Here is a 26,715-nt window from a genome sequence, read left to right as displayed (position 1 = left end):
CCCCTCGCATGTCGCACTGCCGCACCTGCGGCCGTGGGGTTCAGCCGCCCCGCGCCAACCGCCGTCGGATCTGGGCGCGCTGTTTCGCGCTGAACGCAGCGGCGTGGGTCTGCAGCAGCGCGATCACCGCCGTATGCGCCGCCTCGGTGCGGCGTTGCAGTTCCCGGGTGGCGGCGTGCTCGATGGAGCGCCATTCGGCGGGGGTGGTTCCGGTCGGGATGGCGGTGCTGGCTACACGCATTGCGGGATCCGGTTGCGGCATGGGGCGGCCGATGCAGTGTCGACCTTGCCTCACTCTACCGCCAAGCGATCGTCATGGGGGCGAGTGGCGTAGGCGGCCCTGCGCAGGATGGCATCTATGCTCGGCGATCCGGACTGGTCGTCGCCGCGGACACGTCAATCGCCACATAGCGCTTCTGCCTGGTGCGGCGATCACCGTACGCAGTCGCTCCACGATGTCCGTTGCCGTCGCACGTGCCTGGCGATCTGCACGCAACGCGCGGCGAGGATGCAAAAGCCCGCAGCGGCATTCGCTGATCGCAGCCACAAGCCGGCGCGCCGCGCAGAACCAGGCGCGACCGCCCTGCTCCATTCAGATCCAGGAGGACACACCGAGAGCGGCAGCGTCGCGTCGTGGGCGGCTGCCAACACCGCGGCGATCGTCGGCATCGAAGCTGCAGCCGTTGCCGATGGGGCTCGCGCCGAGCGCAGCACGCCGCGGCCGGTGCGCGGACTGGAGATCGCAGCACAGCGCCGTCACGAGGGCAGGCAGTCGGCGCGTTGTCGCCGCGTGTGCGACAGCGCCTCGCCGATCGATGCACCGGGCGCCCGTGCGCCCGATCGGCACATGAGTGGTCCGCTGCCCGCAGAACGTGCCATGGCTTTCGTCGCGTTCGCGATCGATACCGCATGGCAGCACCCACATATTGGATCATTATGTAGACAAACGTTTTGACGTGATGCGTTGTATTTCAAATCGGTGTCCCCGTGTATTTGGGGATTGCATCCATATAATCCCGGGTTCGTCGCGCATTCATATCGTAGATATCGCGGAATTATTTCAATCAGGCACCGCTTGTTGCACGTGACGTCATAAAACTTTTTGGTCGCGGTCATCCTTCGCTTCTAAGTTCCCGCCGCATTCGAGGCGATCTTTCCAGCGGCGCTCTCGCCGCTTGCGCAGGACAGGGGATGTTTGCAGATGCAGTGGCGATTCTTCGCGGCGCTTGGGGCGGCCGCGTGCGGCATGCCGCACGCCTGGGCCAGCGATACGCCGATGGCGCGGTTCGATGTCATGGCCTATCAAGTCATCGGCAACACCACGCTGGGCACGGCAGATATCGAACGTGCGGTCTATCCGTTTCTCGGACCGCAGCGCAGCGAAGCCGATGTCGAGGCGGCGCGCGCGGCATTGCAGGCGCTGTACGCGGACAAGGGGCTGGCCACCGTCGCGGTGAGCATCCCCGAACAGGACGCCGGAGGCGGCCTGGTCACGCTGCAGGTGAGCGAGCAGCGCATCGGCCGCTTGCGGGTCAATGGTGCGCGATATTTCTCTCCCGACGCGATCGCCAGCGGCGCGAACTCGCTCGCCGAGGGTGGTGTGCCCGACTTCGCGGCGGTGCAGCGCGATATCGAGGCCTTGAACCAATGGCCCGACCGGCGCGTCACGCCCGATGTCAAACCCGGCGCGCGGCCGAATACGGTCGACGTCGATCTCAACGTCGACGACAGCCTGCCGCTGCACGGCAACCTGGAACTCAACAACCGCAACAGCGCCAACACCGCAGAGCTGCGCCTGAGCGGTTCGGTGCGCTACGACAATCTATGGCAGCGCGGCCATAGTTTCACCGTCTCCGCGCAGACCGCGCCACAGCATCCTTCCGATGCCCGGGTGGTGTCGGCCTCGTACCTGGCGCGCTTCGGCGCCTCGCCTTGGTCGTTGCTCGGCTACGCGGTGCGCAGCGACAGCGAAGTCGCGGCGATCGGCGGCTTCAACGTGATCGGCAACGGCAGTCTGTACGGCCTGCGCCTGATCCGCACGCTGCCGGGCTATGCCGGCTTCTTCCATACCTTGAGCCTGGGCGTGGACGACAAGGATTTCCGCGAGGACACCCTGTTCGGCGGCGACCGCAGTTCGGCACCGATTCACTACCTGCCGCTCAGTGCCGCCTACAGCGCCACCTGGAGCACGCCGCGCGGCACCGATACGCTGGAACTCACCGCGACGATGAACGTGCGCGGCGCCGGCGACGATAGCGCGCGCTTCGACGTCAAGCGCTACCAGGCGCGCGCGAACTTCTTCCATGTGCGTGCGGATGTGTCGCGGACCCGCAGTTTCGCCGGCGATTACCAGTGGTCGGCGCGGCTGCAGACGCAACTGGCGTCCGAACCGTTGATCAGCAACGAGCAATTCAGCATCGGCGGCATGGACAGCGTGCGCGGCTACTTCGAAAGCCAGGCGCTTGGCGACTACGGCGCGGCGGGCCAGTTCGAACTGCGCAGCCCGTCGTTCGCCTCTGCCGCCGGGCGCACGGTGCAGGACGCGCGCCTGCATGCCTTCCTCGACGCCGGCTACGTGCGCATCCATTCCCCGCTCCCCGAGCAGTTGGCCAGCGAGACGCTGGTCAGTACTGGACTGGGCGCGACGTTCAGGGCCTTCGAACGTCTCAACGGTGTGCTGGAAGTCGCCGCCCCGCTGTCCAGTCCGAGCGGGCAGAAACAGAAAGACATCAACGTGCTGTTCCGGCTGTGGAGCGAGTTCTGATGCCGGCGTCGTCAACCACCAATCGGGGTAGATCGTGATCAGACTGCGTATGTGCGTTTTCCTGGGGCTGTGGCTGCTGTCGCTGCCGGCGCTGGCAGCGACCTGGTGGGACGGCAAATGGAACTACCGCGCCAAGCTCAGCGTGGACACCACCTCCACCGGCGCCGCGCTGACCCAGCCCGCAGGACGCACGCAGGTGCTGGTGCGCTTGCACTCGGGCAACTTCAATTTCGCCGACGCCAAGGCCGACGGCAGCGATGTACGCTTCGTCGCGGGCGACGACCGCACGCCGCTGAAGTACCACTTCGAAAAATACGACGGGCTTGTCGACCAGGTCGCACTGGCCTGGGTCGACCTGCCGGACCTGCCGGCCAACGCGACGACGCCGCTTTACGTCTACTTCGGCAACCCCGAGGCCAGCGGCGGCAGCGATCCCAAGGGCAGCTACGACGCCGACACGGTCGCGGTGTACCACTTCGCCAATGCCCAGGCCGCCGGCAGCGACAGTACCGCCTACGGGAACAATGCCGGCGCACCGCTGGCGCTGGCGGACGCGGCGCTAATCGGCGCCGGTTTGCGCCTGGACGGAAGCGCTCCGGTGCAGGTCCCCGCGTCGGCGTCGCTGAATTGGCCGGCGGCGCAGGCGGCGACCGTGTCGTTGTGGGCCAAGCCGGCCGGCGCCGGCGCATCCGGCGTCGTGCTGGCGCTGTCCGATGCCCTGGTGCTGCGCCTGGAGGACGGCAAGGCCGTCGCGGAGCTGGGCGGCACGGCGGCGCCCGCGCGCATTGTCGCCAGCACGGCGGTGGCGGCGGATACGTGGGTGCACCTGGCGTTGCGCAGCGACGGCAAGACCAGCACCCTGTTCGTCAATGGTCAGCCGGCCGGCCAGGCCGCCGCTGGCCTGCCGGCCAGCAGTGGCGGCGTTTTTCTCGGCGGAGCCCCCGGTGCGGCGCAGCAGAACTTCATCGGCCTGCTCGACGAGGTCGAGATCGCCAAGGTCGCGCGCCCGGTCGGCGCGATCGAGGCCGCGGCGCGCAGCCAGGGCGTGGATGCGCGACTGCTGCGCTTCGACCCGGTCGAGCAGCGCAGCGGCGACGGCGGCCATGGCTACTTCGGCATCCTGATCGCCGCGCTGACCCCGGACGCCTGGGCGGTCATCGTGATCCTGGCGTTCATGGCGCTGATCAGTTGGTGGGTGATGGTGCGCAAGGGCCTCTACCTCAACGCCACCGCCGGCGCCAATGCGCGCTTCCTCGACGCGTTCCGCCAGCAGGCCGCCACGCATCCGCTGCACGCGCCGCACTGGCAACAACTGGGCAGCGAGGCCGGTACGCGCTCCAACCTGGCGCGGTTGCTGCAGGTCGGCCAGCAGCAACTGCGCGAGCGTCTGCAGGCCAGCGGCACCGGCATCGTGCGCACGCAATCGATCGCCGCGATCCGGTCGGCACTGGATGCGGCAGCGGTGCGCGAGGGCCAGCGCATCCACAAAGGCATGGTGCTGCTGACCATCGCCATCTCCGGCGGCCCATTCCTTGGTCTGCTCGGCACCGTGGTCGGGGTGATGATCACCTTCGCCGCAGTCGCGGCGGCGGGCGACGTCAACATCAATGCGATCGCTCCGGGCATCGCCGCGGCGCTGCTGGCCACGGTGGCCGGCCTGGCCGTCGCGATCCCGGCGCTGTTCGGCTACAACTACCTGCTGAGCCAGGCCGAAGCGGTCTCGGCGGACATGCAGGTGTTCGTCGACGAACTGGAGAAGCGTATCGCCGAAGACTACGCCGGCGACGCGCCGGCGCGCGTGCGCGAGGGCTGAGCCGATGAAGGTGCAAGGCAAGAAGCCGTACGACGACATCAACATCACGCCGATGCTGGACCTGGCGTACGTGCTGCTGGTGATCTTCATCATCATGACCACCGCGGCGGTGCAAGGCATCAAGGTCGATCTGCCCAAGGCCAGCGCGGCCAAGCCGCTGTCCGAGCCGAAAACCAAGGTCATCGCGATCGACAACAACGGCCAGATCAGCCTGGATGCCGTGCCGGTGAGCATGAGCGAACTGGAGCAGCAGTTGCGCAACGCGCTGGCCAGCGACGCCGAACTGCCGGTGATCCTGCGCGGCGACCGCAGCGTGCAGTACGAGAAGGTCATGGCCGTACTGGATCTGTGCAGCCGGCTCGGCATCGCATCGATCGGCCTGGCTTCGCAACGGCCGGCGGCCGGCTGAGATGACGCCGATGCCGCCCTCGCCCGTGGCTCCTGCGCGACGCTGGCTGCTGCCGGGCGCAGGGCTGCTGGCGCTGCTGTTGCTCGGTTGGCTGGCGACGATGCTGTTGCGTCCGCATCCGGTCATGCCGACGCGCGCGCAGCCGCCGCGCATCACCCAGGTCATATTGCCCCCGCCGCCCCCTCCGCCACCGCCCAAGCCGGAGCCCGAGCCGCCCAAGCCGCAGGAGCGCCTGCCGCCCAAGCCGCTGCAGGCCGCCGAGCCGACGCCCAAGCCCGAGGCTGCGCCCACACCGCCAGGCGACCCGCTCACCGCACCCGCCGGCCCGGGCGACAACGCCTTCGGATTGCAGGCCGGTGCCGGAGGCGGCACCCGTATCGGCGGCCAGGGCGGCGGCGGCAGCCCGTTCGCCAGCTACGCCGCCAGCGTGCAGCGCGCCGTGCAGCAGGTGCTGCAGCGCGACGAACGCACGCGCAAGGGCCGGTACACCGCCACCGTCGCGTTGTGGCTGAACCCTGACGGCAGCATCGGCCGGTTGCAAGTGCTGCGCTCGGCCGGTCGGCCGGAACTGGATGCGGCGATCGTGCGGGCGCTGCAGAACCAGCCGTTGCCGCAACCGCCGCCGCCCGCCCTGCCCCAACCCATCCAGTTGCGCATCGGAGCCCTCGCTCCGGGCTGACTTCCGCGTTTCACATCCAGGACTTCGCGCATGACGCTTCCGCTCCCTTCCCTCCGTCCTTCCCGACTGCGCATGGCGGCGCTGGCGCTGCTGCTCGCGCCCGCCGCGGCGCTGGCGCAATCGGCAGCGGCCTCGGTCGATCCTGCGCAGCTCAATCCGCAGGTCACCCTGCGCCTGATCGACCTGCTGGTGGCCAAGGGCGTGCTCACCCGCGCGCAGGCCGACGACCTGATCCGAGAGGCCGCCGCGCTGCCGGCGGCCGCGCCTGTCTCGCCCGCCGGCACGCCGGCCTACGCCACCGCACCCGGCGCGGTGGTGGTGCCGTACGTTCCCGAGCCGGTGCGCCAGCAGATCAAGGACGAACTGCGCGCCGAGGTCACGGCGCAGGCCAAGTCCGAAGGCTGGGCGGCGCCCGGGGCGCTGCCGGAATGGACCCAGCGCCTGCGCCTGTACGGCGATCTGCGGGTGCGCGGCGAAGGCGTGTTCCACCCCGACGGCAACTACGCCTTCTTCCCGGACTTCGGCGACATCAACGCCGGCTCCGGATTCGACGTGGTCGGCGCCAACAACGCGCCGTTCGTCAACACCACCCGCAACCGCAGCCGCATGCGCCTGCGCGCGCGCCTGGGTGTCAGCGCACAGATCGCCGACTGGGTCCAGGCCGATCTGCGCCTGGCCACCGGCAGCGACCGCAGCCCGGTGTCCACCAACCAGACGCTCGGCAGCGGCGGCAATCTTTCCAAGTATTCGCTGTGGCTGGACCGCGCTGCGCTGCAACTGACCCCGCTGGAGGCGCTGTCGCTGTCCTTCGGCCGTTTCGCCAATCCGTTCTGGAGCAGCGAACTGGTATTCGACAGCGACCTCAACTTCGACGGCGTGGCCGCCCGCTACGACCTGGCCGCCTCCGATCCGGACGCGACGTTCGCGCCCTGGGCCAGCGCCGGCCTGTTCCCGGTCTACAACACCGACTTCGACTTCGGTTCCACCAGCACCAGCAAGACCCGCAGCCGCGACAAGTGGATGTACGGGGTGCAGGTCGGCGCGAACTGGCGCTTCGCCGATGCCACCGCGTTGCGCGTGGGGCTTGGCTATTTCGAGTACGACCAGTTCGAAGGCAAGCGCTCGTCGCCGTGCCTGGCGCCGACCTCGGCCGACAGCTGCGACAGCGACGGCTCGCGGCCGCAGTTCCAGCAGTTCGGCAACACCCTGTTCGCCCTGCGCGACATCGTCGCCGACCCGTCCAATCCCAACGGACCGCAACTGCAGTACTACGGCTACGCCAGCAAGTTCGGCGTGGCCGACCTGCACGCGCAACTGCAGTTCGCGCAATTCGATCCGGTCATCGTCTCGGTGGAGGCGGACGTGGTCAAGAACACCCGCTACGATCCCGCGCGCATCCTCGCGCTCGGTCCGGTCAACAACCTCGGCAACCAGGGCGTGTTCGAAGGCGGCGACATGGGGTACGCGCTCAACCTCACCGTGGGCCAGCCCAAGCCGATCCAGCCTGGCGAGTGGAACGTCAGTCTCGGCTACCGCTACCTGGAGTCGGATGCGGTGCCCGACGGGTTCACCGATTCGGATTTCCACCTCGGCGGCACCAATGCGCGCGGCTTCATCGTCGGCGGCACCTATGCCCTGGCGCGCAAGACCTGGCTGGGGCTGCGCTGGCTGAGCGCCAACCAGATCTCCGGTCCGCCCTACGCGGTGGACGTGCTGCAGCTCGATCTGGGCGCGGAGTTCTGACATGCGCGACCCGTCCGACTTCCGACTGGTCTTCGCGTTCCTGTCCGTGCTGCTGGCGATCGCGCCGGCGCAGGCCCAGGAGGGCAACGAGGCCCGCCTGCGCGACGCGTTGCGGGACACCAGCGCTCGGCTGCGCCAGGCCGAGGCCGCACTCGTGCAGCAGCAACTGGCCACCGCCGCCGCCGAGCGCGAGCGCGATGCCTTGCGCGCGACGCCGCCGCCGCGCAGCGCCGACCCGGGCCGCGAGGCGGCCCTGCAACGCCAGTTGCAACAGCTACGCCAGGAGCACGACGCGGCGCTGAGCCAGCAACGCAGCCAGCAGCAGGCGCAGCAGCAGGCCGCGCAACGCGCTGCGCAGGACCAGCAGGCGCTGGCGGCGCAGCAGGCGCAATTGCGGCAGGAACGTGCGCATGCGCGCGACTGCGCCGCGGCCAGCGCGGCGCTGTACGCCAGCGCCCGCGAACTGGCCGCGCTGTACCGCGATCCGGCCTTCGTGCGCTTCGTGCGCAGCCATGGCCGCGAGTTGTTCGGGATGGCCAGGGTGACGCGCGAGAACCGGGTCCGCCAATTGGAAGACCGCCTGGCCGAACAGGACGCACAGGCCCAGGCCTGCGCAGCGCCCGCGCCGCCGCTGCCGGTCGCGGCGCAGCAGGACGCCGCGCCGTGATCCAGCGCGTCGCCCTCGGCCTGGCGCTGGCCGCACTGCCGGCGCATCAGGGCCTTGCCGCGCCGCCGCCGGCCACCCCGTGCGTGCAGGTGCGCGTCGGCGAGGACGTTGCCGGTCACCTGGATTGCCTGAACCAGGCGCTGCAGGCGGCCGCGACCCGCGCCCGCCCAGCGGCCTCGCCGCTGACGCGTGCGGCGACCGCGCTGGATCCGCTGCAGCGCGGCCAGCCGACCCCGGCCGCGCTGCGCCAGCGCTACGGCACCGCGTACGGCCGATCGCTGCAGCCGCAGCGGCCGCCGCCGCCCGCGTTTTCCACCCCGTTCGCTCCGGCGCATTGACGCGCCGCCACCGAGACCGCCGCCATGCCCCGCATCCACCGCCATTCCCGCCGCCCTCTGCGCCCGCTGTTGCTGAGCGTGGCGATCTCGGCCGTTCTGGTCGGACGCGCCGAGGCGCAGAGCAGCCCGTTCGTGCGTCGCGGCGCGGATCCGGGCACGCAGGCCGCGGCGGCGGCGCAGCGTCAGGGACTGCAGTCGGCGGCCGCCAGCAAGCTGGCGCAGACCTCGCTGCAGGCCTTCCAGCGCGCCGCGCAGACACGCCAGGCGCTGGATGCGGCGCAGGCGAGCGCGCGCGCCGCGGCCCAGGCCGCGCAGCACACCGGCGTGCCCGACGGCCTCGGCAAGGGCGGGCTGCAGGTGCCGGACGCGGTGGCGATCGATCCGGGTCCGGTGCGCAGCGACGACCCGCGCCTGGGCCAACGCAACATCTGGCTGGGCGCGCGCGCGCCGACCCAGCAGAGCGTCGACGGTGCCACCCAGGTCACCATCCAGCAAACGCAGAAAAAGGCCATCCTCAACTGGGAAACCTTCAACGTCGGCAGCCGTACCCGCCTGCAGTTCGACCAGTCCGCCGGCGGCGCCGACGCGGCGCAGTGGATCGCGCTCAACCGGGTCAACGACCCCAGTGCCGCGCCGAGCCGGATCCTGGGCAGCATCCAGGCCACGGGCCAGGTGTATCTGCTCAATCGCAACGGCGTGCTGTTCGGCGGCGCCAGCCAGGTCGCTACGCACTCGCTGCTGGTGTCCTCGCTGGATCTGTTCGACGCCAACCCGGCGCGCAGCGATCAGGCGTTCCTGGCCCGTGGCCTGTTCGGCAGCGCCGGTCAGAGCGGCGTGGTGCTGAGCGGTCTGGACAGCCTGGCCGCAGGCCGCACGCCCGGCGATATCCGCATCGACAGTGGCGCGCGCCTGTCCAGCGGCAGCCAGGGCTACACGCTGATCGCCGCACCGAACGTCAGCAACGCCGGCAGCGTGACCGCGCAGGACGGCCAGGCGCTGCTGGCGGCAACGCTGGGCCTGCGCCAGTCGCAGGAACTGCAGCAACTGCTGGGCGGCGCCAGCGGCAGCGTGGCGCCGCTGGGCTTCGGCGACTTCGTCTCGCCGGTGGGCAGCGACCGCTCCGGGGTCGGCCGGCTCGACAACAGCGGCATCGTCGCCGCCACGCGCGGCAACGCCACCCTGGTCGGCTATCAGGTGCAGCAGCGCGGCCTGGTCCAGGCCACCACCAGCATCAGCCGCCCGGGCAGCGTGATGCTGCTGGCGATCGACCAGGACAACCAGTTCGGCGGCGGCGCCCTGGTCAACTACAAGGGCGGCGCCCTGGAGCTGGCGCCGGGGGCCGTCACCGCGATCCTGCCCGAACGCGACGGCGAGACCACCACCTCCAGCCCGGCGTCGGACCTGGCCTTCCTCGGGCCGAAGATGGTCCTGGCCGGCGCGCAGATGGCCCTGCGCGGACAATCGCTGACCTTCGCCCCCGGCGGCAGCGTGGATCTGCTCGGCCTGGGCCGGGAAACCACGCTGCTGCGCGGCCGCGCCCTGCTCAACAACCGCATCCTGCTCGACAGCGGCGCGCAACTGGATGTGTCCGGCATCGCCGACGTGCAGATGCCGATGGACCGCAACCTGGTGCAGATCCCGCGCGTGGGCCAGAACGAACTGGCCGATGCGCCGCTGCAGCGCGATGGCGCGTTGCTGCGCCAGTCGCTGCGGTTCGACCGGCGCGCCAGCGGCGTGCGTGCCGACGGCCAGGCCTGGGTCGGCAGTCCGCTGCTGAACGCGCAAGGCTATGTCGACCAAGTGCCGCGCGATATCGATCAGATGCTGCTGAACGGCGGCACCATCAACATCGGCGCGCGCGACCTGGCGATCGCGCCGGGGGCGCAGGTGAGGCTGGACGGCGGTTATGTGCACATGCTCGGCGGGATGGTCGAAACCCCGCGCCTGCTGGGCGCCGATGGACGCCTGTACGACCTGGCCGATGCCGATCCGTCGATGCGCTATTTCGGCATCGCCGGCAGCCAGAGCGTGGCGCACACGCGCTGGGGCATCAGCGAGACCTTCGCCAATCCCTTGCTCGGCAGCCGCCGCTACTACGAAAGCGACTACCTGCAGGGCGGCGACGCAGGCGCGCTGAACATCGAACTCGGGCGCCATTCCAGCGGCAGCGGGCAGGAACTGGGCGTGGCGGTGTTGGCCGGCGATCTCTCCGCGCAGGCCCTGGCCGGCCGCTACCAACGCGCCAGCGGCACGTTGCCGCACGGCGGCGCCCTGCGCATCGACAGCGACGCCGGCCTCTACAACAGCAGCATCGGCGCCTCGGTGAACGGCGACATCAGCCGCGATCGGCGCAGCTGGCAGATCGTCGACAGTGCGGTCGCGTGGCCGCAGGGCCTGGATCTGCCCATGCCGGCGGCGGACCTGCCGGGCGCCGCCGGCCAGGCCCAAGCGCGCGACAATCCGCTGTTCTGGTCGCAGCTGTCCACGCGCATGCTCGACGGCAGCGGCGTGCAGAGCGTGGCGATCGGCAATGCGCCAGTGATCGAGGTGGCGCCAGGTACGGCCTTGCAGGTCGCCGATGGCGGCACGCTGTCGCTGCAGGCGCAGCGCCTGCAGATCGACGGCACGCTGACCGCGCACGCGGGCAGCATCGCCCTGCAGAGCGCCGGCGGCATCGCCACCGTGCAGGACCCGCGCCAGGGCGGCAATGCCCTGCTGGGACGTGGCGACCTGCTGCTGGGTGCCGATGCGCGCCTGGACGTGAGCGGGCGCTGGGTCAACGACGACCGGCGCTTCGGCCAGGACGCGCAGGGCAGCGCCTTCGTCGATGGCGGACGCATCGCCCTGGACGCGCTGCAACTGCGCCTCACCGATCCGCTCAGCGGCACCGACAGCGACCAGAGCGGCGCGATCAGGGTGGCCTCGGGCGCGGTGCTCGACGCCTCCAGCGGCGGTTACGTCGATCGCAACGGCGCCTTGGCCATGCGCGAGGGCCGCCCGCTCGGCCATGGCGGCGACATTGCGCTGCGGACCTACGTGCGTCCGCAGAGCGAAAATCCCGGCGCACCGACCTACACCGCCGATCTTGCGCCCGGCGACGGCGCTGGGTTGCTGCAGTTCGACCCGGCCAGCCTGCGCGCTGACAGCTTCGCCGGCGGCGGCACCCTCAGCCTGCGCGCCTTCGGCATCCAGATCGGCGGTGCCGCGCCCGCCGACGCGCGCGTGCTGCAGCTCGATCCCGGGTTCTTCGCCGGCCAGGGCTTCGGCGGCTACGACCTCGCCGCCGAGCAGGACGCCACCGTCGCGGCCGGCACCCAGGTACGGGTGAGCCAACGCAATCTGCTTCCCGACCTGCAGGCCTTGCGCGGCGCCGCCAGCGGCCGCGATGTGGTCGGCGGTGCGGCCCAGCCAGGCGGCAACGGCTTCGCCACGCTCGGCACCCTGGACGCCTTCTATCGACCGGCCACCGATTTCGCGCTGCGCGGCGGCGATTTCCTCGGCCGCGTCGCCGGCGATCCCAGCCGCAGCGGCGCCAGCGGGCAAGTCCGTCTGGACCAGGGCGCGCAGTTGTCGCTGGACCCCGGCGCGACCGTGCGCGTCGGCGGTCGCGGCCAGGTCGCGATCCTCGGCGGCATCCAGGCCAGGGGCGGCGACATCAGCGTCTCCGCCGACACCTCGGCCGATGCCGGCCTGTCCGCAGCGCCGGCCGTGGACCGCGGCCGCGCCCACGCCGTCCCCGGCAGCGTCGTATGGTTGGGTGCTGAAAGCCACCTGGACGTGTCCGGCATCGCCCTGCTCGACCCGCAAGCCGCCCTGAAACCCACCGCCAGCGGCCTGCGCCAGCCGCGCAGCGGGCGCGTCCTCGATGGCGGCCACATCACGCTCAGCAACGACAGCGGCGCCATCGCGGTCGCCAACGGCGCGCAACTGGACCTGTCCGGCGGCAGCGCCGTATTCGACCTGCCCACCGGCAACAGCGCGCTAGGCGGCGGCGAGACGTTGCAGGCGCAGACGGCGGGAAGCGCAGGCGGGCGCCTAGATCTTGCTGCCGGCACCGGCCTGTTCTTCGACGGCCGCATCCGCGCCGGCGGCGGAACGGCGCAAGACCGCGGCGGTACCCTGGCATTGCAGGCGCTGCAATTGCGCGAGGGCGCCACGCCACTGCTGCCGGGCCCCAGCGGCATCGTGTTCACGCAGAACGACAGCCGCATGCCCGCCATCGCACAACCGGGGACGCCGCTGCCGGCTGCGGCCACGCCCGGCCCGCTGTATTTCGCGGCCGAGCGCCTGCGCGACAGCGGCATCGACACCCTGCTGGTCGGCGACCAGGCGCCCGGCGTGGCACCGCGCCCGCAGGTGCCGATCGGTTTCGCCGGCGACGTCGATCTGGCGGTCGCGCGGGCCATGGTGTTCAACGCGCCGCGTTATGCGCTGCTGCCAGACGCTGCCACCGGCTTCGGCGTCCTTGCCGCGAGTAGCCAGGTCACGTTGCGCGCGGCCTACGTCGGCCTCAACGGCTGGCAGTCGCCGGGCAGCGCGAACGCCCGCTTGACCGAACCGGGTGCGCCGGGCGCCACCGCGCTCGAAGTCAGCGCCGCACACATCGACCTGGGTGGCCAGTTCGCCCTGGACGGCGTCGCTGACGCGCGCCTGTCGAGCAGCGGCGCAGTGCGGTTCCACACCCCTGCGGCCTACGCGTATCTGGTCGACGCCAACGGCGTGGCCACCCCACGCGCCGGGGAACTGCTGACCGCCGGCAACCTGACCATCAGCGCCGCGCAGGTGTATCCCGGCAGCGGCGAGACCTTCCTGGTCCGCGCGCTCGGCGCGCCCGGCGCCGACGGCAGCCGCGCCGACACCCGCATCGCGCTGCAGGCGCAAGGCACGCTGCCGGCGCTGCCGCTGTCGGCCGGCGGCACGCTCGCGCTGGACGCGACCCGGATCGACCAGGACGGCCGCCTGCGCGCGCCTGGCGGTCGCCTGCTGCTGGGCGTCGCCGCGCCCGACGATGCCGCCGCACGCGCGGTGTTCGGCGACCGTGCGCTCACCGCCACGCGCGAGGTACGGCTCGGCGCGGGCAGCGCTACCTCGGTCTCGCTGCAAGGCCAAGTGCTGCCCTACGGCGCTACCGTCGACGGCAGCCAATGGCGTTACGACGGCAGCGCGCAGGGCAGCAGCACCGCGCTCACCGCGCCGCCGCAGAAGCAGATCCGGATGGACGCGGACAGCGTGACCCTGGCGCCGGGCGCCAACGTGGACCTGTCCGGCGGCGGCGACCTGCAGGCCAGCGAATGGGTACCGGGCACCGGCGGCAGCCGCGACCTGCTCGCGGCCAGCAACACCAGCTATGCCAGCGGCAGTGCGGTGCAGGTCCCGCTGTATCCGGACGCACGTGCGGTCTACGCCATCGTGCCCGGCGCACAGAGCCCGGTCGCGGCCAGCGACGCCGCGTTCGAACGCAACGGTGGCGCCCCGGCGCTCGGCAGCGCCGTACATCTGAGCGGCGTGCCCGGCCTGGCCGATAGCGACTACACGCTGCTGCCGGCCAGGTACGCCACCCTGCCTGGCGCCTACCGCGTGGTCGCACGCAGCGGCAGCGACGATGCCACCGCCGCACAGAACCTGACTGCACCGGACGGCACCGCGGTGGTCGCCGGCTACTTCGTCGACACCCTGAGCGGCACTCGCCACGCCCGCAGCCAGTTGTTCGAGGTGCAATCGGCGGCGACCTGGGGCCTGTATTCGGAATACACCACGACCAGCGCCACGTCGTTCTTCGCGGCACAGGCGGCAGGCCGCGGTGCCGCCGCACCGCAACTGCCGCGCGACGGCGGACAACTGGTGCTGGCCGCCGGCAGCGCGCTCGGACTGGGTGCCAGCCTGGCCACCGCCGCGGCCAGCGGCGGCAACGCCGCGCAGGTGGACATCGCTGCGCGCGCGCTGCAGGTCCTGGGCAGCGGCCAGAGCGCGGCGCCCGGCTACGTCGGGGTCGATGCCGCCGCGCTGAACGCATTGAACGCCGGCAGCCTGCTGCTCGGCGGCACCCGCACGCAGACCGACGCCGGCCTGCGCGTGCAGGTGACCTCGGAACGGCTGCGGGTCAGCAACGACGCCGCCACGCCACTGCGCGCGCCCGAACTGCTGCTGGTGGCCGGCGGCACCGGCGATGCCGCTGCCGGCCTGCGCGTGGACGCCGGCAGCGTGCTGCAAGCCCAGGGCGGCAGCGGCGACCGCGGTGCCGTCACGCTGTCCTTCGGCGAGACGGGCGGCGCCAGCGGCGACGGCGCGCTGCTGCGCCTGTCCAGCGTGGGCCCGGCATCGATCATGCGCAGCAACGTGCCGAACGCGGAGCAGGCCCGCGCGCGCCTGCAGGTCGGCGCCGGCGCGCTGCTCGAAGGCGCCGCCGCCCTGACTCTCGATTCCACCGGCGACACCGCGATCGACGCCGGCGCGCTGCTGCGCGGTGAGCGCATCGATGCCAGCGCCGGACGTGTGCGCCTGGATCCACAGGCCGCCAATGGCGCAGCCGATGGCCTGGTGCTCGGCACCGGCAGCCTGGCGCAGTTCGCGCAGGCGCGCCAAATCGGCCTGCACAGCTATGGCGACATGGAACTCGCCGGCGGCCTGGACCTGCACGTCGGCAGCACGCTGACGCTCAGCGCCGGCCGCTTCCTCGGCGACGGCGGCGACGTCACCCTCGGCGCCGATCAGCTGACCCTGTCCAATCAGGGCGGCAGCGCCACAGCGAAGACCGCCGCGGCCGAGACCGGACGGCTGCACCTGCAAGGCCGCGAGGTGACATTCGCCGGCGGCGACAAGCAGCTCGGCGGCTTCGCCAGCGTTGCGGTCGATGCGACGCAGACCTTGTACGTGCGCGACCGCGGCCAGTTCGACTTCGGCGGCCGCGACGTCGACCTGCGCACGCCGCTGCTGCTGGCCGACGCCGGCGCCGACCAGGCGCTGCGTACCGGCGGCGCACTGCGTCTTCAACGGACATCGGGCACCGGCAGTGCCGCGCAGCCGCTGGGCGGCAGCGTGAGCCTGATCGGTGCGACGCTCGACAGCGACGGACTGATCCGCGCCAACTCCGGCGCGATCGCGTTGCGCAGCACCGCGGGCGCGCTGAACCTGCACGACGGCGCCACCCTCGACGCCAGCGGGATGGCAGACACCTTCTACGGCACCGTCCGCTCGACGCCAGGCGGCACGATCGCCGTGCAGGCCGACGTCGGCGACGTGCGCGCCGACGCCTCCACCCGCCTGATCGTGAGCGCCAGCGGCAACGCCGATGCCGGCGGCGTGGCCTTGGCCGCACCCCAAGGCCGCGTGACCCTGCCCGGCACCCTCGACGGACACGCGCAACAGGGGCACGGTGGCCGCTTCGCACTCGATGCCGCCAGCGCCATCGCCCTGGATCCCCTGTCCGCGCAACTGGCCGGCGGCGGCTTCGACGACAACATCGACGTGCATGCGCGCAGCGGCAACCTGGACTTGAGTGCGGGATCGACGCTGCGCGCGGCGACGGTGCGGCTGACCGCCGACGGTGGCGCCGACCGTCCCGGCACCGATCCGGACGACGGCAACGTGCGCATCGCCGGCAGCATCGACGCCTCGGGCGCGGCAGGCGGCAGCATCGCGTTGTGGGGCCGCCACGGCGTGGCCGTCGATGGCCGCCTGCTGGCGATGGGCAGCGCGGCCGACCGGCGCGGCGGCAGCATCGAATTGGGCACCGGCGGCCGCTCCGATGGCACCCTCAACGCCGACTACGGTTACCAGAACGTGCAGGCCGACGGTGCCGGCCGAATCGCGCTGGGCGCCGATGCGCTGCTGGACGTCTCCGGCGGCAGCGCCGGTGGATTGTCCGGCGGCAGCGTGCAGATCCGCACGCCGCTGCTCGCCGACGGCGAGGTCAATGTCGGCGTCGCCGAAGGCGCACGCATCCGCGGCGCGCGCGAGGTCGGCCTGGAAGCGTACGCCGTGTGGAGCACCACCGACGCCAGCAGCGACCCATCCCAGCATTTCGACGGCATCGTCGATCCGGCCGGCTGGTACGACGCGCAGGGTGCGCTGCTGCCGGGCAGTTGGACCGACCTGGCCGGCAATGCGGTGGCTGCGCCGACCACGCCCGCGCAGGTCGCCGATTACCTCAGCCGTTATGTCTTCGTGCCCGACGCCGCCAACGCCGCGCATCGCGGCTTCTACGGCTACGCCGACGATGCGGCGGGCACGCCCGGCATGCTGATGGGCTTCGTGCAGAAACCGGGCTTCGCATTCGAGGCGCGCCTGGCCAACCTGCCCAACCTGCGCGCGCGCCCCGGCATCGAACTGCGCAATCCCGACCCGGACATCAACGGCGGCGAGATTCGGGTGATGAGCGCCTGGAACCTGGGTTCCGGCGCCGACCGCGATCGGCTCGACTTCCGCTACAACGGCAACGCGCCGGTGCTGAGCCTGCGCGCGCAGGGCGCCGTCAGCCTCCAGGCCAGCCTCAGCGACGGCTTCTACCAGTTGCGCAATCCGTTCGGCGGCGGCGGCCCGAAGGCGCCCTACAGCAGCGCCGAAAGCGCCTACCAGGCGCTGCTGGACAACGCCTTCAACAATGCCTTCGTCAGCATCGACGGCCTGCTGCCGGTGCCAGCCTCGGATCAGGGCGCCGACCAGGACGAGGCGCAGCAGTACTACGGCCAGTACCTGCAACTGCTGAGCATGCTGCAACAGCCGCAGACCCTGGGCGGACTGCCGACCAATCTGCTGGAAGGCGTGATCTACAGCTATGCGCCCGAAAACGGCTATCCGGTGCAGGACTACCCGGATCAACCGCAGGCGCCGCAGGCGCCGACCTCGCCGACCGACTATGCGACCTATCTGGCCGGCTACCAGCGCTACCTGCTTGCGCTGTTCGACTACAACACCGAACTGTCCAATGCCGGGGTGTTCGGATTGGCCACGCTCGCCCTGCCTTCGGCGCCGGTGCTGGGGCCGCTGTTGCCGGCGGCAACCCACAATACGCCGTCGCTGCAGGCCGCGGCGGACAACCCGTTGCCGCTGGCGACCAGCAGCCTGATCGGTGGCGACAGCAGCCGCTATCGCATCGTCGCCGGCGCCGATTTCGCCGCGGTGCGGCCGGATGCGCTGCGCCGCGGCAGCGACGCCGACGTGGTGCTGGACGGCCACCAGCGCTATCAGGAAAGCGGCAAGAAGGACGTGCTGCTGCCCACGGTGGTGCGTACCGGGATCGGCAGCATCCAGATCGCCGCCGCGCGCGACCTGCGGTTCGCCGATGCCGACGCGCCGGCGAGCCTCTACAGCGCCGGCCGGCCCGCGCCCGACAGCGAGGACGACGCGGATCTGCGCATCGTGCGCAGCGACGACGGCAGCCGCAGCGCCGACCAGGTGGTCAGCGCCCAGGCCACCGCCGAAGCCGCCGGCGACCTGCGGCTGCAGGCCGGCCGCGACATCCTGGGCAATCGCCAGGTCTTCGATCGCGACGGCAGCCGCACCGGCGTGGCCGGCAACTACGTTGGCCAGTACTGGTGGCCGTGGCTGCAGGTCGGCAACCCGCTCGGCAACGACGGCAGCACGCCGCGCGCCGGGCTGATCAACTACGGCGGCTTCGCCCAGGGCGTGATGAGCAGCGGCGGCGACGTCGCGGTACAGGCCGGGCGCGACATCCGCGAGCTGTCGGTGTCGCTGCCCACCAGCTACCGGTTGACCGCTCAGGGCCGGCAGACCTACGGCGGCGGCGACCTGCGGGTCGACGCCGGACGCGACGTGCTGGGCGGCGACTACTTCGTCGCCCGCGGCCGCGGCACGCTCACCGCCGGCGGCAGCCTCGGCAGCGCGTTCGCGCTGCAGGGACAGGGCTACGACGCCGCCGGCTCGTTGCGCAGCGTGAGCAGCGCGGTGGACCCTGTGTTCGCGGTGCAGGATGGGCAGTGGAGCATCCGCGCCGGCGGCGAGGCCGACCTCGGCGCCATCGTCAACCCCAGCTACGTGATCGCCTCCGGCGGCGTCGCGGCGCTGTTGCGCGACGGCGGCCGCGCCGTCACCGACTACGGCAACGCCTCGTCGGTGGAGATCCAGTCGCTCACCGGCGACGTGCGCCTGGGCACGCTGAAGTTGCCGGCGCTGCTGTTCGGCAACGGCGAACGCGATACCGAGCGCCAGGCAGACAGCCTGATCCTGGGCGGCAGCGTGTTCGACACTGTGCTGCCGGCGCAGTTGCGGGCGATCGCGCATGGCGGTGCTGTGCAGTTCGAAGCCAGCGCCCGGCTGTATCCTTCGGCGCTGGGCCGGCTCGAGGCGATGGCGCAAGGCGACATCCGCCTGTTCGACGACACGCTCAGCGCCAGCAAGAGCAAGTATCAGTTGGCGATGCTGGACGAGGCCGGCGGCTACGACGGCAACGACGCCGCCGCAGGCAGCGGCACGCCACTGGACCTGCACCGCGACGATGCGCAACCGGTCCGCCTGTACAGTCGCAATGGCGATCTGATCGGCGGCCACGCCGCCGACGGCTACCTGGTCGATCCGCTGACCCTGCGGGTCCCGACCGCGGCCGACATCCGCGCCGGACGCGACATCGTCAACCTCGACCTGCGCGCGCAGAACGCCAGCGCCTCAGACGTCACCCGCGTACAGGCCGGCCGCGATCTGTACTACACCCCGATTCAGGGCGGACCGCGCGATACCGGCACCGGCGGCGCGGTGCACTGGGGATGGCTGGAACTGGCCGGACCAGGCACGTTCGAAGTCGAGGCCGGCCGCAATCTCGGGCCGCTGACCTCCGCCAACGAGGCGCTCGCCGCCAATCTGCTGCACGACCGCAATGCCGGCGGCATCCGCACCACCGGCAACCGCCGCAATGCCGGGCTGCCGAGCGCCGGCGCAGACCTGGTGGTGCGCTACGGCGTGGCCAACGGTGAGGACATCGACGCCTTCGCCGCGCTGTATCTGGATCCGCAAGGCGCGCACAGCACCGCCACCTACCAGCAATGGCTGCTCGCTTTCGTGCAGGCGCAGGACGCGGCCTTCCCCGCTGCGGCGCCAACGGCCGCGCGCAGCGTCTTGGCCCAAGAGACAGGCGAGTCCGCCAGCGCCTGGCAGCGCTTCGAGCGACTGCCCGTCGACAAGCGCCGTCTGCTGGTGGAGCGCGTATTCCTGGACGTGCTCAAGCGCGTCGGCGAGGGCTATGCGGATCCGGCCAGCGCGGACTACCAGAAGTACGCGCGCGGCTATGCGGCGATCGAAGCGTTGTTTCCTGCGCGGTTCGGCTACACCCGCAACAACCTGGAAGGCGGCAGCAACGGCGCCGCCACGCTCAGTCTGACCGGCACGCTGGACATGCGCGGCTCGACCCTGCAGACCGAACGCGGTGGCGACATCCGCATCCTCGGGCCCGGCGGCGGCCTGCAGGTCGGCAGCGTGCTGGCGCCGCCCACGGTGGTGGACAGCCAGGGCACCGTGCTGATCGGTCCGGCGCAACAGGGCATCCTGGCGGTGGGACGCGGCGACATCGGTGTGTTTACCGACGCCAGCGTGCTGCTGGCGCAGAGCCGCGTGTTCACCCAGCGCGGCGGCGACCTGATGATGTGGAGTTCCAACGGCGACATCAACGCGGGCAAGGGCAGCAAGACCAGTGCCGAGCGTGCCCGAGTGCGCTACCTGTGCGACCAGGACCAGTACTGCATGCTCGATGCCAGCGGCCAGGTCAGCGGCGCTGGCATTGCCACGCTGCAGGCGTCGGTCGACGATCCGCGCGGCAACGCCGTGCTGGTGGCCCCCCGCGGTACCGTCGATGCGGGCGACGCGGGCATCCGTGCCAGCGGCAATCTGATCGTGGCCGCACAGTTCGTTGCCAATGCGGACAATATCCAGGTGCAGGGCGACGCGGTCGGCGTGGGTAGCGCGCGCAGCGTCAACACCGGCGCGCTGAGCGCGGCGTCCAACGCCGCGGCGGCGGTCTCCGATGCGGTCGGCGATCTGGCCGCACGCAGCGCTCCCGGGCCCGGCGAAGCGCCGGCGATGATCACCGTGCAGGTGCTGGGCTTCGGCGATTGCGCCATCGACGATCCGCGCTGCCAGCCGCATCCTTGATCCGGATGCGGCATTGCCGACGCGCAGTCAGGGCGGCAACGCGCGGCCGATCCAGGCCGACCGGATTTGGAAACGATGCCGGCTGCCGGACAGCACGATGCGATCGCGGGGCCGGTATCGCATCGCCACGCAAAATTCAGCGACGACCATCGCGACCGCCAACGTGCATGACATCTGCACGACATGCTTCGCCGTCACGCACCGCGCGGTGTCCTGCATCTCGGTCGATGGTGCATTCCGTATACATGGAACGCGCACAATCAAAATATCGGAACCTAAATCGTCATTTTCTTCGAGTTCATTATTTCATAAAGGTGATACGCCGCTATTTGCAGAATGCGCATCACAGGTAAGGAAATGTTCCCTGGAATGTCGCCACCGCAACATCTGCGCCGCACATGCTGATCTCGCGCCAGGAAGAAGGCGCAAGCACGCAAGGTAAAGAATTCCCCCGGATTCATTCCGTCGTTTTCTCAACCAAGGAGAACAGCAAGTGCGCAATCTCACCCTTTCCCGTTTCAGCGCGATCGCCGTGGCGATCGCGGCCATGTCCACCGGCTCAGCGATGGCCGCCGAGAACCTGTATGGCGGCGGCGCGACCTTCCCGGCGCAGCCGTATGTCGGCAACACCTACACCGCGGTCACTCCGAACGCGCGCCTGTCGACCAATGCCGGCAATACCGCCGGCAGCGGCTCCACCACCGCCGCCCTGGGCAGCGGCTCGGTGTTCCTGACCTACAGCAACGGCAGCAGCAACAAGGTGTCGTATTGCCAGACCGGCAGCGGCTTCGGCAAGAACACCCTCGCCGGCAGCACCGCCGCCAACCAGGCCTGCAACGACTTCAGCACCTCGCCGCTGGGCCTGAGCGCCGCGGCCTTGGCGCCGGACTTCATCGGCACCGATGCGCCGTACAGCACCTCCGACTACAACGCCTTCCTCAATGGCGGCAACGCCGCCGGCCGTGTCGGCATCGTCCAGGTTCCGACCCTCGCCGGCGCCATCGCACTGCCGCAGAGCACCCCGACCGCCAGCTTCAACCTCACCGCGGCGCAGGTCTGCCAGATCTATTCCGGCCTGGTCAGCGACTGGAGCAGCGTGTCCGGCAGCGGCACCAGCGGCCCGATCAAGATCGTCTACCGCACCGACGGCAGCGGCACCACCTTCGCTTTCACCAGCTACCTGGCGCGCACCTGCAACGGCACCAGCAACGTGCCGTCGGGCTTCACCTTCACCCCGAACCAGACCTTCAACTCGGCGCTGCCGGGCGGCGTCAGCGGCGTGTACGGCTCGCGCGCGATCGGCGCCAGCGGCAATAACGGCGTGGTGACCTCGGTGCGGGTGACCAACAGCAACGCGCTGGGCTATGCCGATGTCGGCGAAGTGCTGCTGCAGGCGGCCCGCTACGTCACCGTGGCCGGGTTCGATCCGAAGAACTTCGGCAAGGACTCCAGCGGCAATCCGGCGCCGGTGACGCTGGCGGCGTCGGCCCTGCTGAGCGGCCGCGTGCTCGACGGCGCGACCGTCAACGCGGTGCCGGGCAGCGGCTCGACCGCGGTGAAGAACTGCGTGCGTCTGGTCAACCCCAGCGCCGCGATCACCAACGCCTACCCGATCGCGGCGATCACCTACCTGGCCGGCTTCACCAGCGGCAACGGCAGCACCGCGCATGTGCAGGCGGTGAAGGATCTGTTCAACATCTTCTACAACACCAGCACCCGCCCGGCGCTGCCGGATGGTTTCGCCTACCTGGGCGGCATCACCGCCTCGGCGCAGAACACGGTCAATACCTGCGTGCAGTAATCGCGCAGCGCAACCGAGCGCATGCGCAGCCGGTGGGCCTTCGTGCCCGCCGGCTTTTGCGTGCGCGTTGCGCCTGCGGCAACTCCGGCGGATGTCAAAACCCGTGCGGCAGGCGCACCCGCGCGCACAGCCCGCCGCCCGCGCGGTTGGCGAACTCCAGCGCGCCGCCGTGCGCCTGGCAGATGGCCGCGGCGATCGACAGGCCGAGGCCGCTGCCGCCGGAATGGCGTGCCCGCGAGTCGTCGGCGCGCCAGAAACGGTCGCCCATCCGCGCCAGCGCTTCCTCGTCGACGCCGGGACCGCGATCGGCCACGCGGATCAGCACGCCACCGGCATCGGCCTGCGCCTCCAGCGCCAGTTCGCCGCCGGCCGCGGCGTAGCGCAGCGCATTGTCGATCAGCACCGACAGCACCTGGCCCAGGCGGTCGCGGTCGGCGCTGATGTGCAACTGCTCGGGAATGCGCACCTGCACCTGCATGCCGGCCTCCTGCAGCGGCTGCGCCGCCCAGGTCAGGCGTTCGCGGACCAGGGCGCCGAGTGCGAACATCTGCGGCTCCAGCATCAGCTGGTTGGCGCGTGCCATCGACAGCAGGTGCAGGTCGCCGACCAGGCGATTGATCTGTTCCAGTTGGCGCTGGACCATGCGCAACTGCTCCTCGCTGCTCGGGAACACCTGGTCGAGCATGCCCTGCACCCGCCCCATCGCCGCGTTGAGCGGGGTGCGCAGTTCGTGCGCCAGCATCGCGCTGGACTCGCGCACCTCGCGCTCGTACCGCTGCAGCTGCGCGCTCATGCCGTTGAAGTCGGTCGCCAGCCCGGCCAGTTCGTCCGGGGCGCCGGGCACCACGCGCGCACGCGCGGCGAAATCGCCATCGCTGATCCGCCGCGCCGCCTCGGCGACGTTGGAGAACTGCCGCGACAATGGCCGCGAAGCGAGCAGGCCGCAGACCACGATCACCGGGATCGACGCCAGCACCATGCCGGCCAGCAGCCACCAGTCGCGGCTGGCCAGCCCGGGCAGGAAGTCGGCCACGTCGTAATAGGTTTCGAACAGTTCCCACAGGCGCCGCGCATTGCTGTGCGGATCCTCGCGCAGCTGCAGCATCTCCTGCCGCGCCTGCGGCGGCAGGCGGCTCAGGGTGGAGACGTCCCAGATCGCGAAGCGCAGCACCATGCCCAGCGCGATCGCGATGATGGTCAGCACCGCCAGCGCGCTCATGCGCAGGCCTACCCATTGCCACAGCGGGGCGTGGCGTTTGCGGCGGAACCAGGCCCAGTTCATCGGAAGCGGTAGCCGATCGCGCGCACGGTCACCAGCAGGCCAGTGACCTGCTCGTGTTCCAGCTTCTTGCGCAGGTTGTGCACGTGCGCATCCACCACCCGTTCCAGCGCGTCGCTATCAGGCAGACAGATTTCCAGCAGTTCGCTGCGGGTGAAGGCCTTGAACGGCGTCTTCATCAGCGTCGCCAGGATGTTGAACTCGGTCGGGGTCAGTTCCAGCGCCACCTCGTGGCCGTCGGCATCGCGCACGGTGGCACGCACCGCGGCGGTGTCCACGGTGAGCCGCTCGTGGCGCAGCGGCTCCTCGCTGGCACGCGCCGGCCCGGCGCGGCGCAGCACCGCATACACCCGCGCCACCACTTCCTTGGGGCTGTACGGCTTGACCACGTAGTCGTCGGCGCCGTAACGCAGCGCGCCGAGCTTCTCCGGTTCGTCGCCCATCGCGGTGACCATGATCACCGGCGTGTCGCTGCTGCGGCGGATCGTGGACAGCACCTCGGTGCCGCTGAGCCGCGGCAGCATCACGTCCAGCAGCACCAGGTCCGGCTTCCACTGCGCATGCACCGCCACCGCCTTCTGTCCGTCCTCGGCGATGGTGACCTCGAAGCCGTCGCGGCGCAGGTAGGCATCGAGGATGCTGGCGCTGTCGGCATCGTCTTCGACCAGCAGGATCTTCTTCGCGTGCATTGCCCGGTGCCCGTGTTTGGCGTCTTGATGGAATCTTGAAGATTCCTAGAAGGCGGATTGAACATGCCCGCCGATGCTGGCAGTCGAGTTCGATCACCCGACCGCTGCCATGATTCTACCGTCCCTGCCGCTTCGCCCGTGTCGCACCCGCGCCCTGCTCGGCCTGCTCGCGCTCGCCCTGGGTGGCTGCTCCCTGGCGCCGGTCTACCAACGCCCGCAACCGGCCCTGCCGCCCACCTTCGGCGCGACCAACGCGACCGCGGCCGCCGCACCGGATCGCGGCGAGAGTGCGCTCACCGACCAGGAACTGCAGTTCGTACGGACATTCTCGCCGCAGCACGACCTGGCCCCGCTGCTGACCCAGGCACTGGCCCACGATCCGGACTTCCGCAATGCCGTGCTGACCGTGCAGCAGGCGCGCGCCCAGTACCGCATCGAACGCGCGCAGCAGCTGCCGCAGCTGGGCCTCGATGCCCAGGGCACGCGTCGCAGCTACGACGACGCGGCCACGCAGGCGCGCTATGGCCAGAAGCTGAGTACCGTCGCAGTCGGCGTGGATGGCTTCGAACTGGACCTGTTCGGCAAGCTGGCCTCGCTGTCGGCGGCGGCGCAGCAGCGTTACCTGGCCTCCGAAGACGGCCGCCAGGCGGCGCGCGGTGCGCTGATCGCCGAGGTACTGCGCGCCTACACACTGGAGCGTGCCGCCCTGCAGAGCCAGCAGCAGGCGCAGACCATCGCCGAGCGTAGTGCGGCGCTGCTGGCGATCGCCACGCGCCAGCAGGCGGTCGGGCTGATCTCCCGCGATGCGCTGGACCGCCAGCGCCACGACGACGACCAAGCGCAGGCGCGCGCGCAGCAGGCCACCAGCGATCACGCCGCCGCTCGCCGAGCCCTGCAACTGCTCGCCGGCTACGCCACGCCGGACGGCGCCGGCACCTTGCAGGACCTGCTGCCGGGTGCCGGGCAGGACGATGGCCGCACCTGGCGCGACCTCGACTCGCAGCTGCTGCTGCAGCGCCCGGACATCCGCCAGGCCGAGGCCGAACTGCGCGCGCGCAATGCCGACATCGGCGCCGCACGCGCCGCGTTCTTCCCGTCGATCCGCCTGAGCACCTCGCTGGGCACCGCCAGCGAGGCATTGAACGGCCTGTTCATGCCCGGCAGCCGCAGCTGGAGCTTCATGCCGCAGTTGCTGCTGCCGCTGTTCGACGGCGGCCGCAACCGCGCCAACCTGGATCTCGCACAGCTGCGCAAGGACGGCGCGGTGGCCGACTACGAGAAGACCGTGGAAGCGGCGTTCCGCGAGGTCGCCGATGCGCTGGATGCGCTGCCGGCGCTGCAACAGCGCGAACGTGGCGAACGCACCAATCTCGAACGCGAACGCCAGCGTGTGGCGCGCCTGCAGCAGCGCGTCGCGCAAGGTCTGCAGGACCGCCCCGAGTTGCTGGCCGGCGACATCCAGGCCGCGCAGGCCGAACTGGCGCATCTGCAGGCGCGGCAGGACCTGTTGCTCGATCGCATCGCGCTGTTCCGCGCGTTCTACGGCGTGCCGCTGCCGCACGCGCCCTGATGACCTTTCCCCCGCACGAGGTTGCCCCGATGAAACATCTCCTGTCCGTTCTGTCGCCCACGCTGACCGTGGCGGTGCTGGCGCTGCCGCCGGCCGCGCACGCCGCAGACCCCGATCCGGCCCCCAGCGCCGGCCTGTTCGGCGACCGCACCCAAGTGAGCGTGGGCGCCGGCGCCATGCTGACTCCGCGCTATCCCGGCTCCGCCGACGACCGCGTGCAGGCGGTGCCGGTGTTTTCGATACAGCGCGGCATCCTGTTCGCGGACACGCTGCGCGGCGCCGGCGTCCAGTTCCAGAACGCGCACGGCTTCTCCGCCAGCCAGTCGTTCGGCTACGACCTGGGCCGCCTGCAGCGCAACAGCAGCTGGCGCCCCGGCTCCAAGCGCCTGGCCGGCATGGGCGACGTGCCCGGCGCGATCACCGCGCGCAGCCTGGTCATGCAGCAGCTCACCCCGTACCTGGCGCTGGACGCCGAGGCGGAGTTCGCGCTGAAGGACGGTGCGCGCCGCAACCGCTACCGCGCCGGCGCGCGCTTCACCCTGCTGCAGGCGGCGGCCGACAACGTGACCCTGGACCTGGACGCGCACGTCGGCGACCGCCGCTTCAACCAGGCGTACTTCGGCGTCACCGAGGCGCAAAGCCTGACCAGCGGATTCCAACCGCACCGCGCCGATGCCGGCGTGTACGCCTACACCGTCGGCGCCGAATGGGATCACACCCTGTCGCCGCACTGGACCGCCTCGCTGCTGCTCAACGCCACCCGCTACGTCGGCCCCGCCGACGGCAGCCCGGTGGTGCGTCGCCGCGCCGCTGCCGGCGGCGGCGCCACCGTCACCTACACCTTCTGAACGTTCCCGGGACACCGCC

Annotated in this window: 16 protein-coding genes; 12 read left to right on the top strand and 4 right to left on the bottom strand. The window is 70.9% G+C overall.

Annotation, left to right across the window (positions count from 1 at the left end; all coding sequences use genetic code 11):
• Positions 1-40 precede the first annotated feature (40 nt).
• On the bottom strand, positions 41-241 hold the full coding sequence (locus tag SLW56_RS08910; RefSeq protein WP_017910369.1) for a hypothetical protein: 201 nt from the start codon (positions 239-241) through the stop codon (positions 41-43).
• A gap of 267 nt (positions 242-508) precedes the next feature.
• On the opposite strand from SLW56_RS08910, the gene SLW56_RS08905 reads away from it, so the two are divergent.
• From SLW56_RS08905 to SLW56_RS08865, 9 genes are all read left to right on the top strand, one after another.
• Positions 509-955 carry a hypothetical protein gene (locus SLW56_RS08905; protein WP_152237669.1) on the top strand — a complete coding sequence of 149 codons (447 nt, stop codon included), beginning with the start codon at positions 509-511 and terminating at the stop codon, positions 953-955.
• A 321-nt stretch (positions 956-1,276) separates the two neighbouring features.
• Entirely contained in the window at positions 1,277-2,764 is a 1,488-nt protein-coding gene (locus SLW56_RS08900; protein WP_320694708.1) for a ShlB/FhaC/HecB family hemolysin secretion/activation protein, read from the top strand.
• A 34-nt stretch (positions 2,765-2,798) separates the two neighbouring features.
• Positions 2,799-4,577: a DUF2341 domain-containing protein gene (locus tag SLW56_RS08895; protein WP_295909880.1), complete on the top strand. Its 1,779-nt coding sequence runs from the start codon at positions 2,799-2,801 to the stop codon at positions 4,575-4,577.
• A gap of 4 nt (positions 4,578-4,581) precedes the next feature.
• Positions 4,582-4,986: a biopolymer transporter ExbD gene (locus SLW56_RS08890; RefSeq protein WP_152237666.1), complete on the top strand. Its 405-nt coding sequence runs from the start codon at positions 4,582-4,584 to the stop codon at positions 4,984-4,986.
• A 10-nt stretch (positions 4,987-4,996) separates the two neighbouring features.
• Positions 4,997-5,665 carry a TonB family protein gene (locus SLW56_RS08885; RefSeq protein WP_267102819.1) on the top strand — a complete coding sequence of 223 codons (669 nt, stop codon included), beginning with the start codon at positions 4,997-4,999 and terminating at the stop codon, positions 5,663-5,665.
• Positions 5,666-5,695: 30 nt separating this feature from the next.
• Entirely contained in the window at positions 5,696-7,408 is a 1,713-nt protein-coding gene (locus SLW56_RS08880) for a putative porin (protein WP_152237254.1), read from the top strand.
• Position 7,409: 1 nt separating this feature from the next.
• On the top strand, positions 7,410-8,075 hold the full coding sequence (locus SLW56_RS08875) for a hypothetical protein (RefSeq protein ID WP_295964278.1): 666 nt from the start codon (positions 7,410-7,412) through the stop codon (positions 8,073-8,075).
• Positions 8,072-8,413 (top strand): hypothetical protein, encoded by a 342-nt coding sequence (locus SLW56_RS08870; protein ID WP_295909883.1) that lies wholly within the window; start codon positions 8,072-8,074, stop codon positions 8,411-8,413. The genes SLW56_RS08875 and SLW56_RS08870 overlap by 4 nt, the downstream gene beginning before the upstream one ends.
• A 24-nt stretch (positions 8,414-8,437) precedes the next feature.
• Positions 8,438-20,509, top strand: coding sequence for a filamentous haemagglutinin family protein (locus tag SLW56_RS08865; RefSeq protein WP_320694707.1), 12,072 nt, complete (start codon positions 8,438-8,440; stop codon positions 20,507-20,509).
• A 27-nt stretch (positions 20,510-20,536) separates the two neighbouring features.
• Here SLW56_RS08865 and SLW56_RS08860 read toward each other — a convergent pair whose 3' ends face one another.
• On the bottom strand, positions 20,537-20,728 hold the full coding sequence (locus SLW56_RS08860; RefSeq protein ID WP_320694706.1) for a hypothetical protein: 192 nt from the start codon (positions 20,726-20,728) through the stop codon (positions 20,537-20,539).
• A 274-nt stretch (positions 20,729-21,002) separates the two neighbouring features.
• Here SLW56_RS08860 and SLW56_RS08855 point away from each other — a divergent pair, with 274 nt between their 5' ends.
• Positions 21,003-22,310 carry a substrate-binding domain-containing protein gene (locus SLW56_RS08855; protein WP_320694705.1) on the top strand — a complete coding sequence of 436 codons (1,308 nt, stop codon included), beginning with the start codon at positions 21,003-21,005 and terminating at the stop codon, positions 22,308-22,310.
• A gap of 94 nt (positions 22,311-22,404) precedes the next feature.
• Here the strand turns inward: SLW56_RS08855 and SLW56_RS08850 are convergent, their stop codons facing one another.
• The gene (locus SLW56_RS08850; RefSeq protein WP_320694704.1) at positions 22,405-23,592 is read right to left on the bottom strand and encodes an ATP-binding protein; all 1,188 of its coding nucleotides are present in this window, start codon (positions 23,590-23,592) and stop codon (positions 22,405-22,407) included.
• Positions 23,589-24,278, bottom strand: coding sequence for a response regulator (locus tag SLW56_RS08845; RefSeq protein ID WP_320694703.1), 690 nt, complete (start codon positions 24,276-24,278; stop codon positions 23,589-23,591). Before SLW56_RS08845 ends, SLW56_RS08850 begins: the two co-directional genes overlap by 4 nt.
• A gap of 109 nt (positions 24,279-24,387) precedes the next feature.
• On the opposite strand from SLW56_RS08845, the gene SLW56_RS08840 reads away from it, so the two are divergent.
• Together SLW56_RS08840 and SLW56_RS08835 are read left to right on the top strand one after the other, a co-directional pair.
• A complete protein-coding gene (locus tag SLW56_RS08840; protein ID WP_320694702.1) occupies positions 24,388-25,848 on the top strand; it encodes an efflux transporter outer membrane subunit in 1,461 nt (486 codons plus the stop codon).
• A 29-nt stretch (positions 25,849-25,877) separates the two neighbouring features.
• Positions 25,878-26,696, top strand: coding sequence for a MipA/OmpV family protein (locus SLW56_RS08835; RefSeq protein WP_320694701.1), 819 nt, complete (start codon positions 25,878-25,880; stop codon positions 26,694-26,696).
• The last annotated feature ends 19 nt before the right edge of the window (positions 26,697-26,715 follow it).

The organism is Xanthomonas sp. LF07-6, from assembly GCF_034105445.1.
Lineage (GTDB): Bacteria > Pseudomonadota > Gammaproteobacteria > Xanthomonadales > Xanthomonadaceae > Xanthomonas_A > Xanthomonas_A sontii.
The sequence above is the reverse complement of the archived record's forward strand: the minus strand, read 5'-3'. Positions and strand labels throughout refer to the sequence as shown.

What these genes read in the sequence shown, in the direction of transcription:
- SLW56_RS08910 (WP_017910369.1), bottom strand. Translation starts at nt 241, where the DNA reads ATGCGTGTAGCCAGCACCGCCATCCCGACCGGAACCACCCCCGCCGAA.
- SLW56_RS08845 (WP_320694703.1), bottom strand. Translation starts at nt 24,278, where the DNA reads ATGCACGCGAAGAAGATCCTGCTGGTCGAAGACGATGCCGACAGCGCC.
- SLW56_RS08905 (WP_152237669.1), top strand. Translation starts at nt 509, where the DNA reads ATGCAAAAGCCCGCAGCGGCATTCGCTGATCGCAGCCACAAGCCGGCG.
- SLW56_RS08840 (WP_320694702.1), top strand. Translation starts at nt 24,388, where the DNA reads ATGATTCTACCGTCCCTGCCGCTTCGCCCGTGTCGCACCCGCGCCCTG.
- SLW56_RS08865 (WP_320694707.1), top strand. Translation starts at nt 8,438, where the DNA reads ATGCCCCGCATCCACCGCCATTCCCGCCGCCCTCTGCGCCCGCTGTTG.
- SLW56_RS08885 (WP_267102819.1), top strand. Translation starts at nt 4,997, where the DNA reads ATGCCGCCCTCGCCCGTGGCTCCTGCGCGACGCTGGCTGCTGCCGGGC.
- SLW56_RS08900 (WP_320694708.1), top strand. Translation starts at nt 1,277, where the DNA reads ATGGCGCGGTTCGATGTCATGGCCTATCAAGTCATCGGCAACACCACG.
- SLW56_RS08850 (WP_320694704.1), bottom strand. Translation starts at nt 23,592, where the DNA reads ATGAACTGGGCCTGGTTCCGCCGCAAACGCCACGCCCCGCTGTGGCAA.
- SLW56_RS08890 (WP_152237666.1), top strand. Translation starts at nt 4,582, where the DNA reads ATGAAGGTGCAAGGCAAGAAGCCGTACGACGACATCAACATCACGCCG.
- SLW56_RS08835 (WP_320694701.1), top strand. Translation starts at nt 25,878, where the DNA reads ATGAAACATCTCCTGTCCGTTCTGTCGCCCACGCTGACCGTGGCGGTG.
- SLW56_RS08880 (WP_152237254.1), top strand. Translation starts at nt 5,696, where the DNA reads ATGACGCTTCCGCTCCCTTCCCTCCGTCCTTCCCGACTGCGCATGGCG.
- SLW56_RS08875 (WP_295964278.1), top strand. Translation starts at nt 7,410, where the DNA reads ATGCGCGACCCGTCCGACTTCCGACTGGTCTTCGCGTTCCTGTCCGTG.
- SLW56_RS08860 (WP_320694706.1), bottom strand. Translation starts at nt 20,728, where the DNA reads ATGCAGGACACCGCGCGGTGCGTGACGGCGAAGCATGTCGTGCAGATG.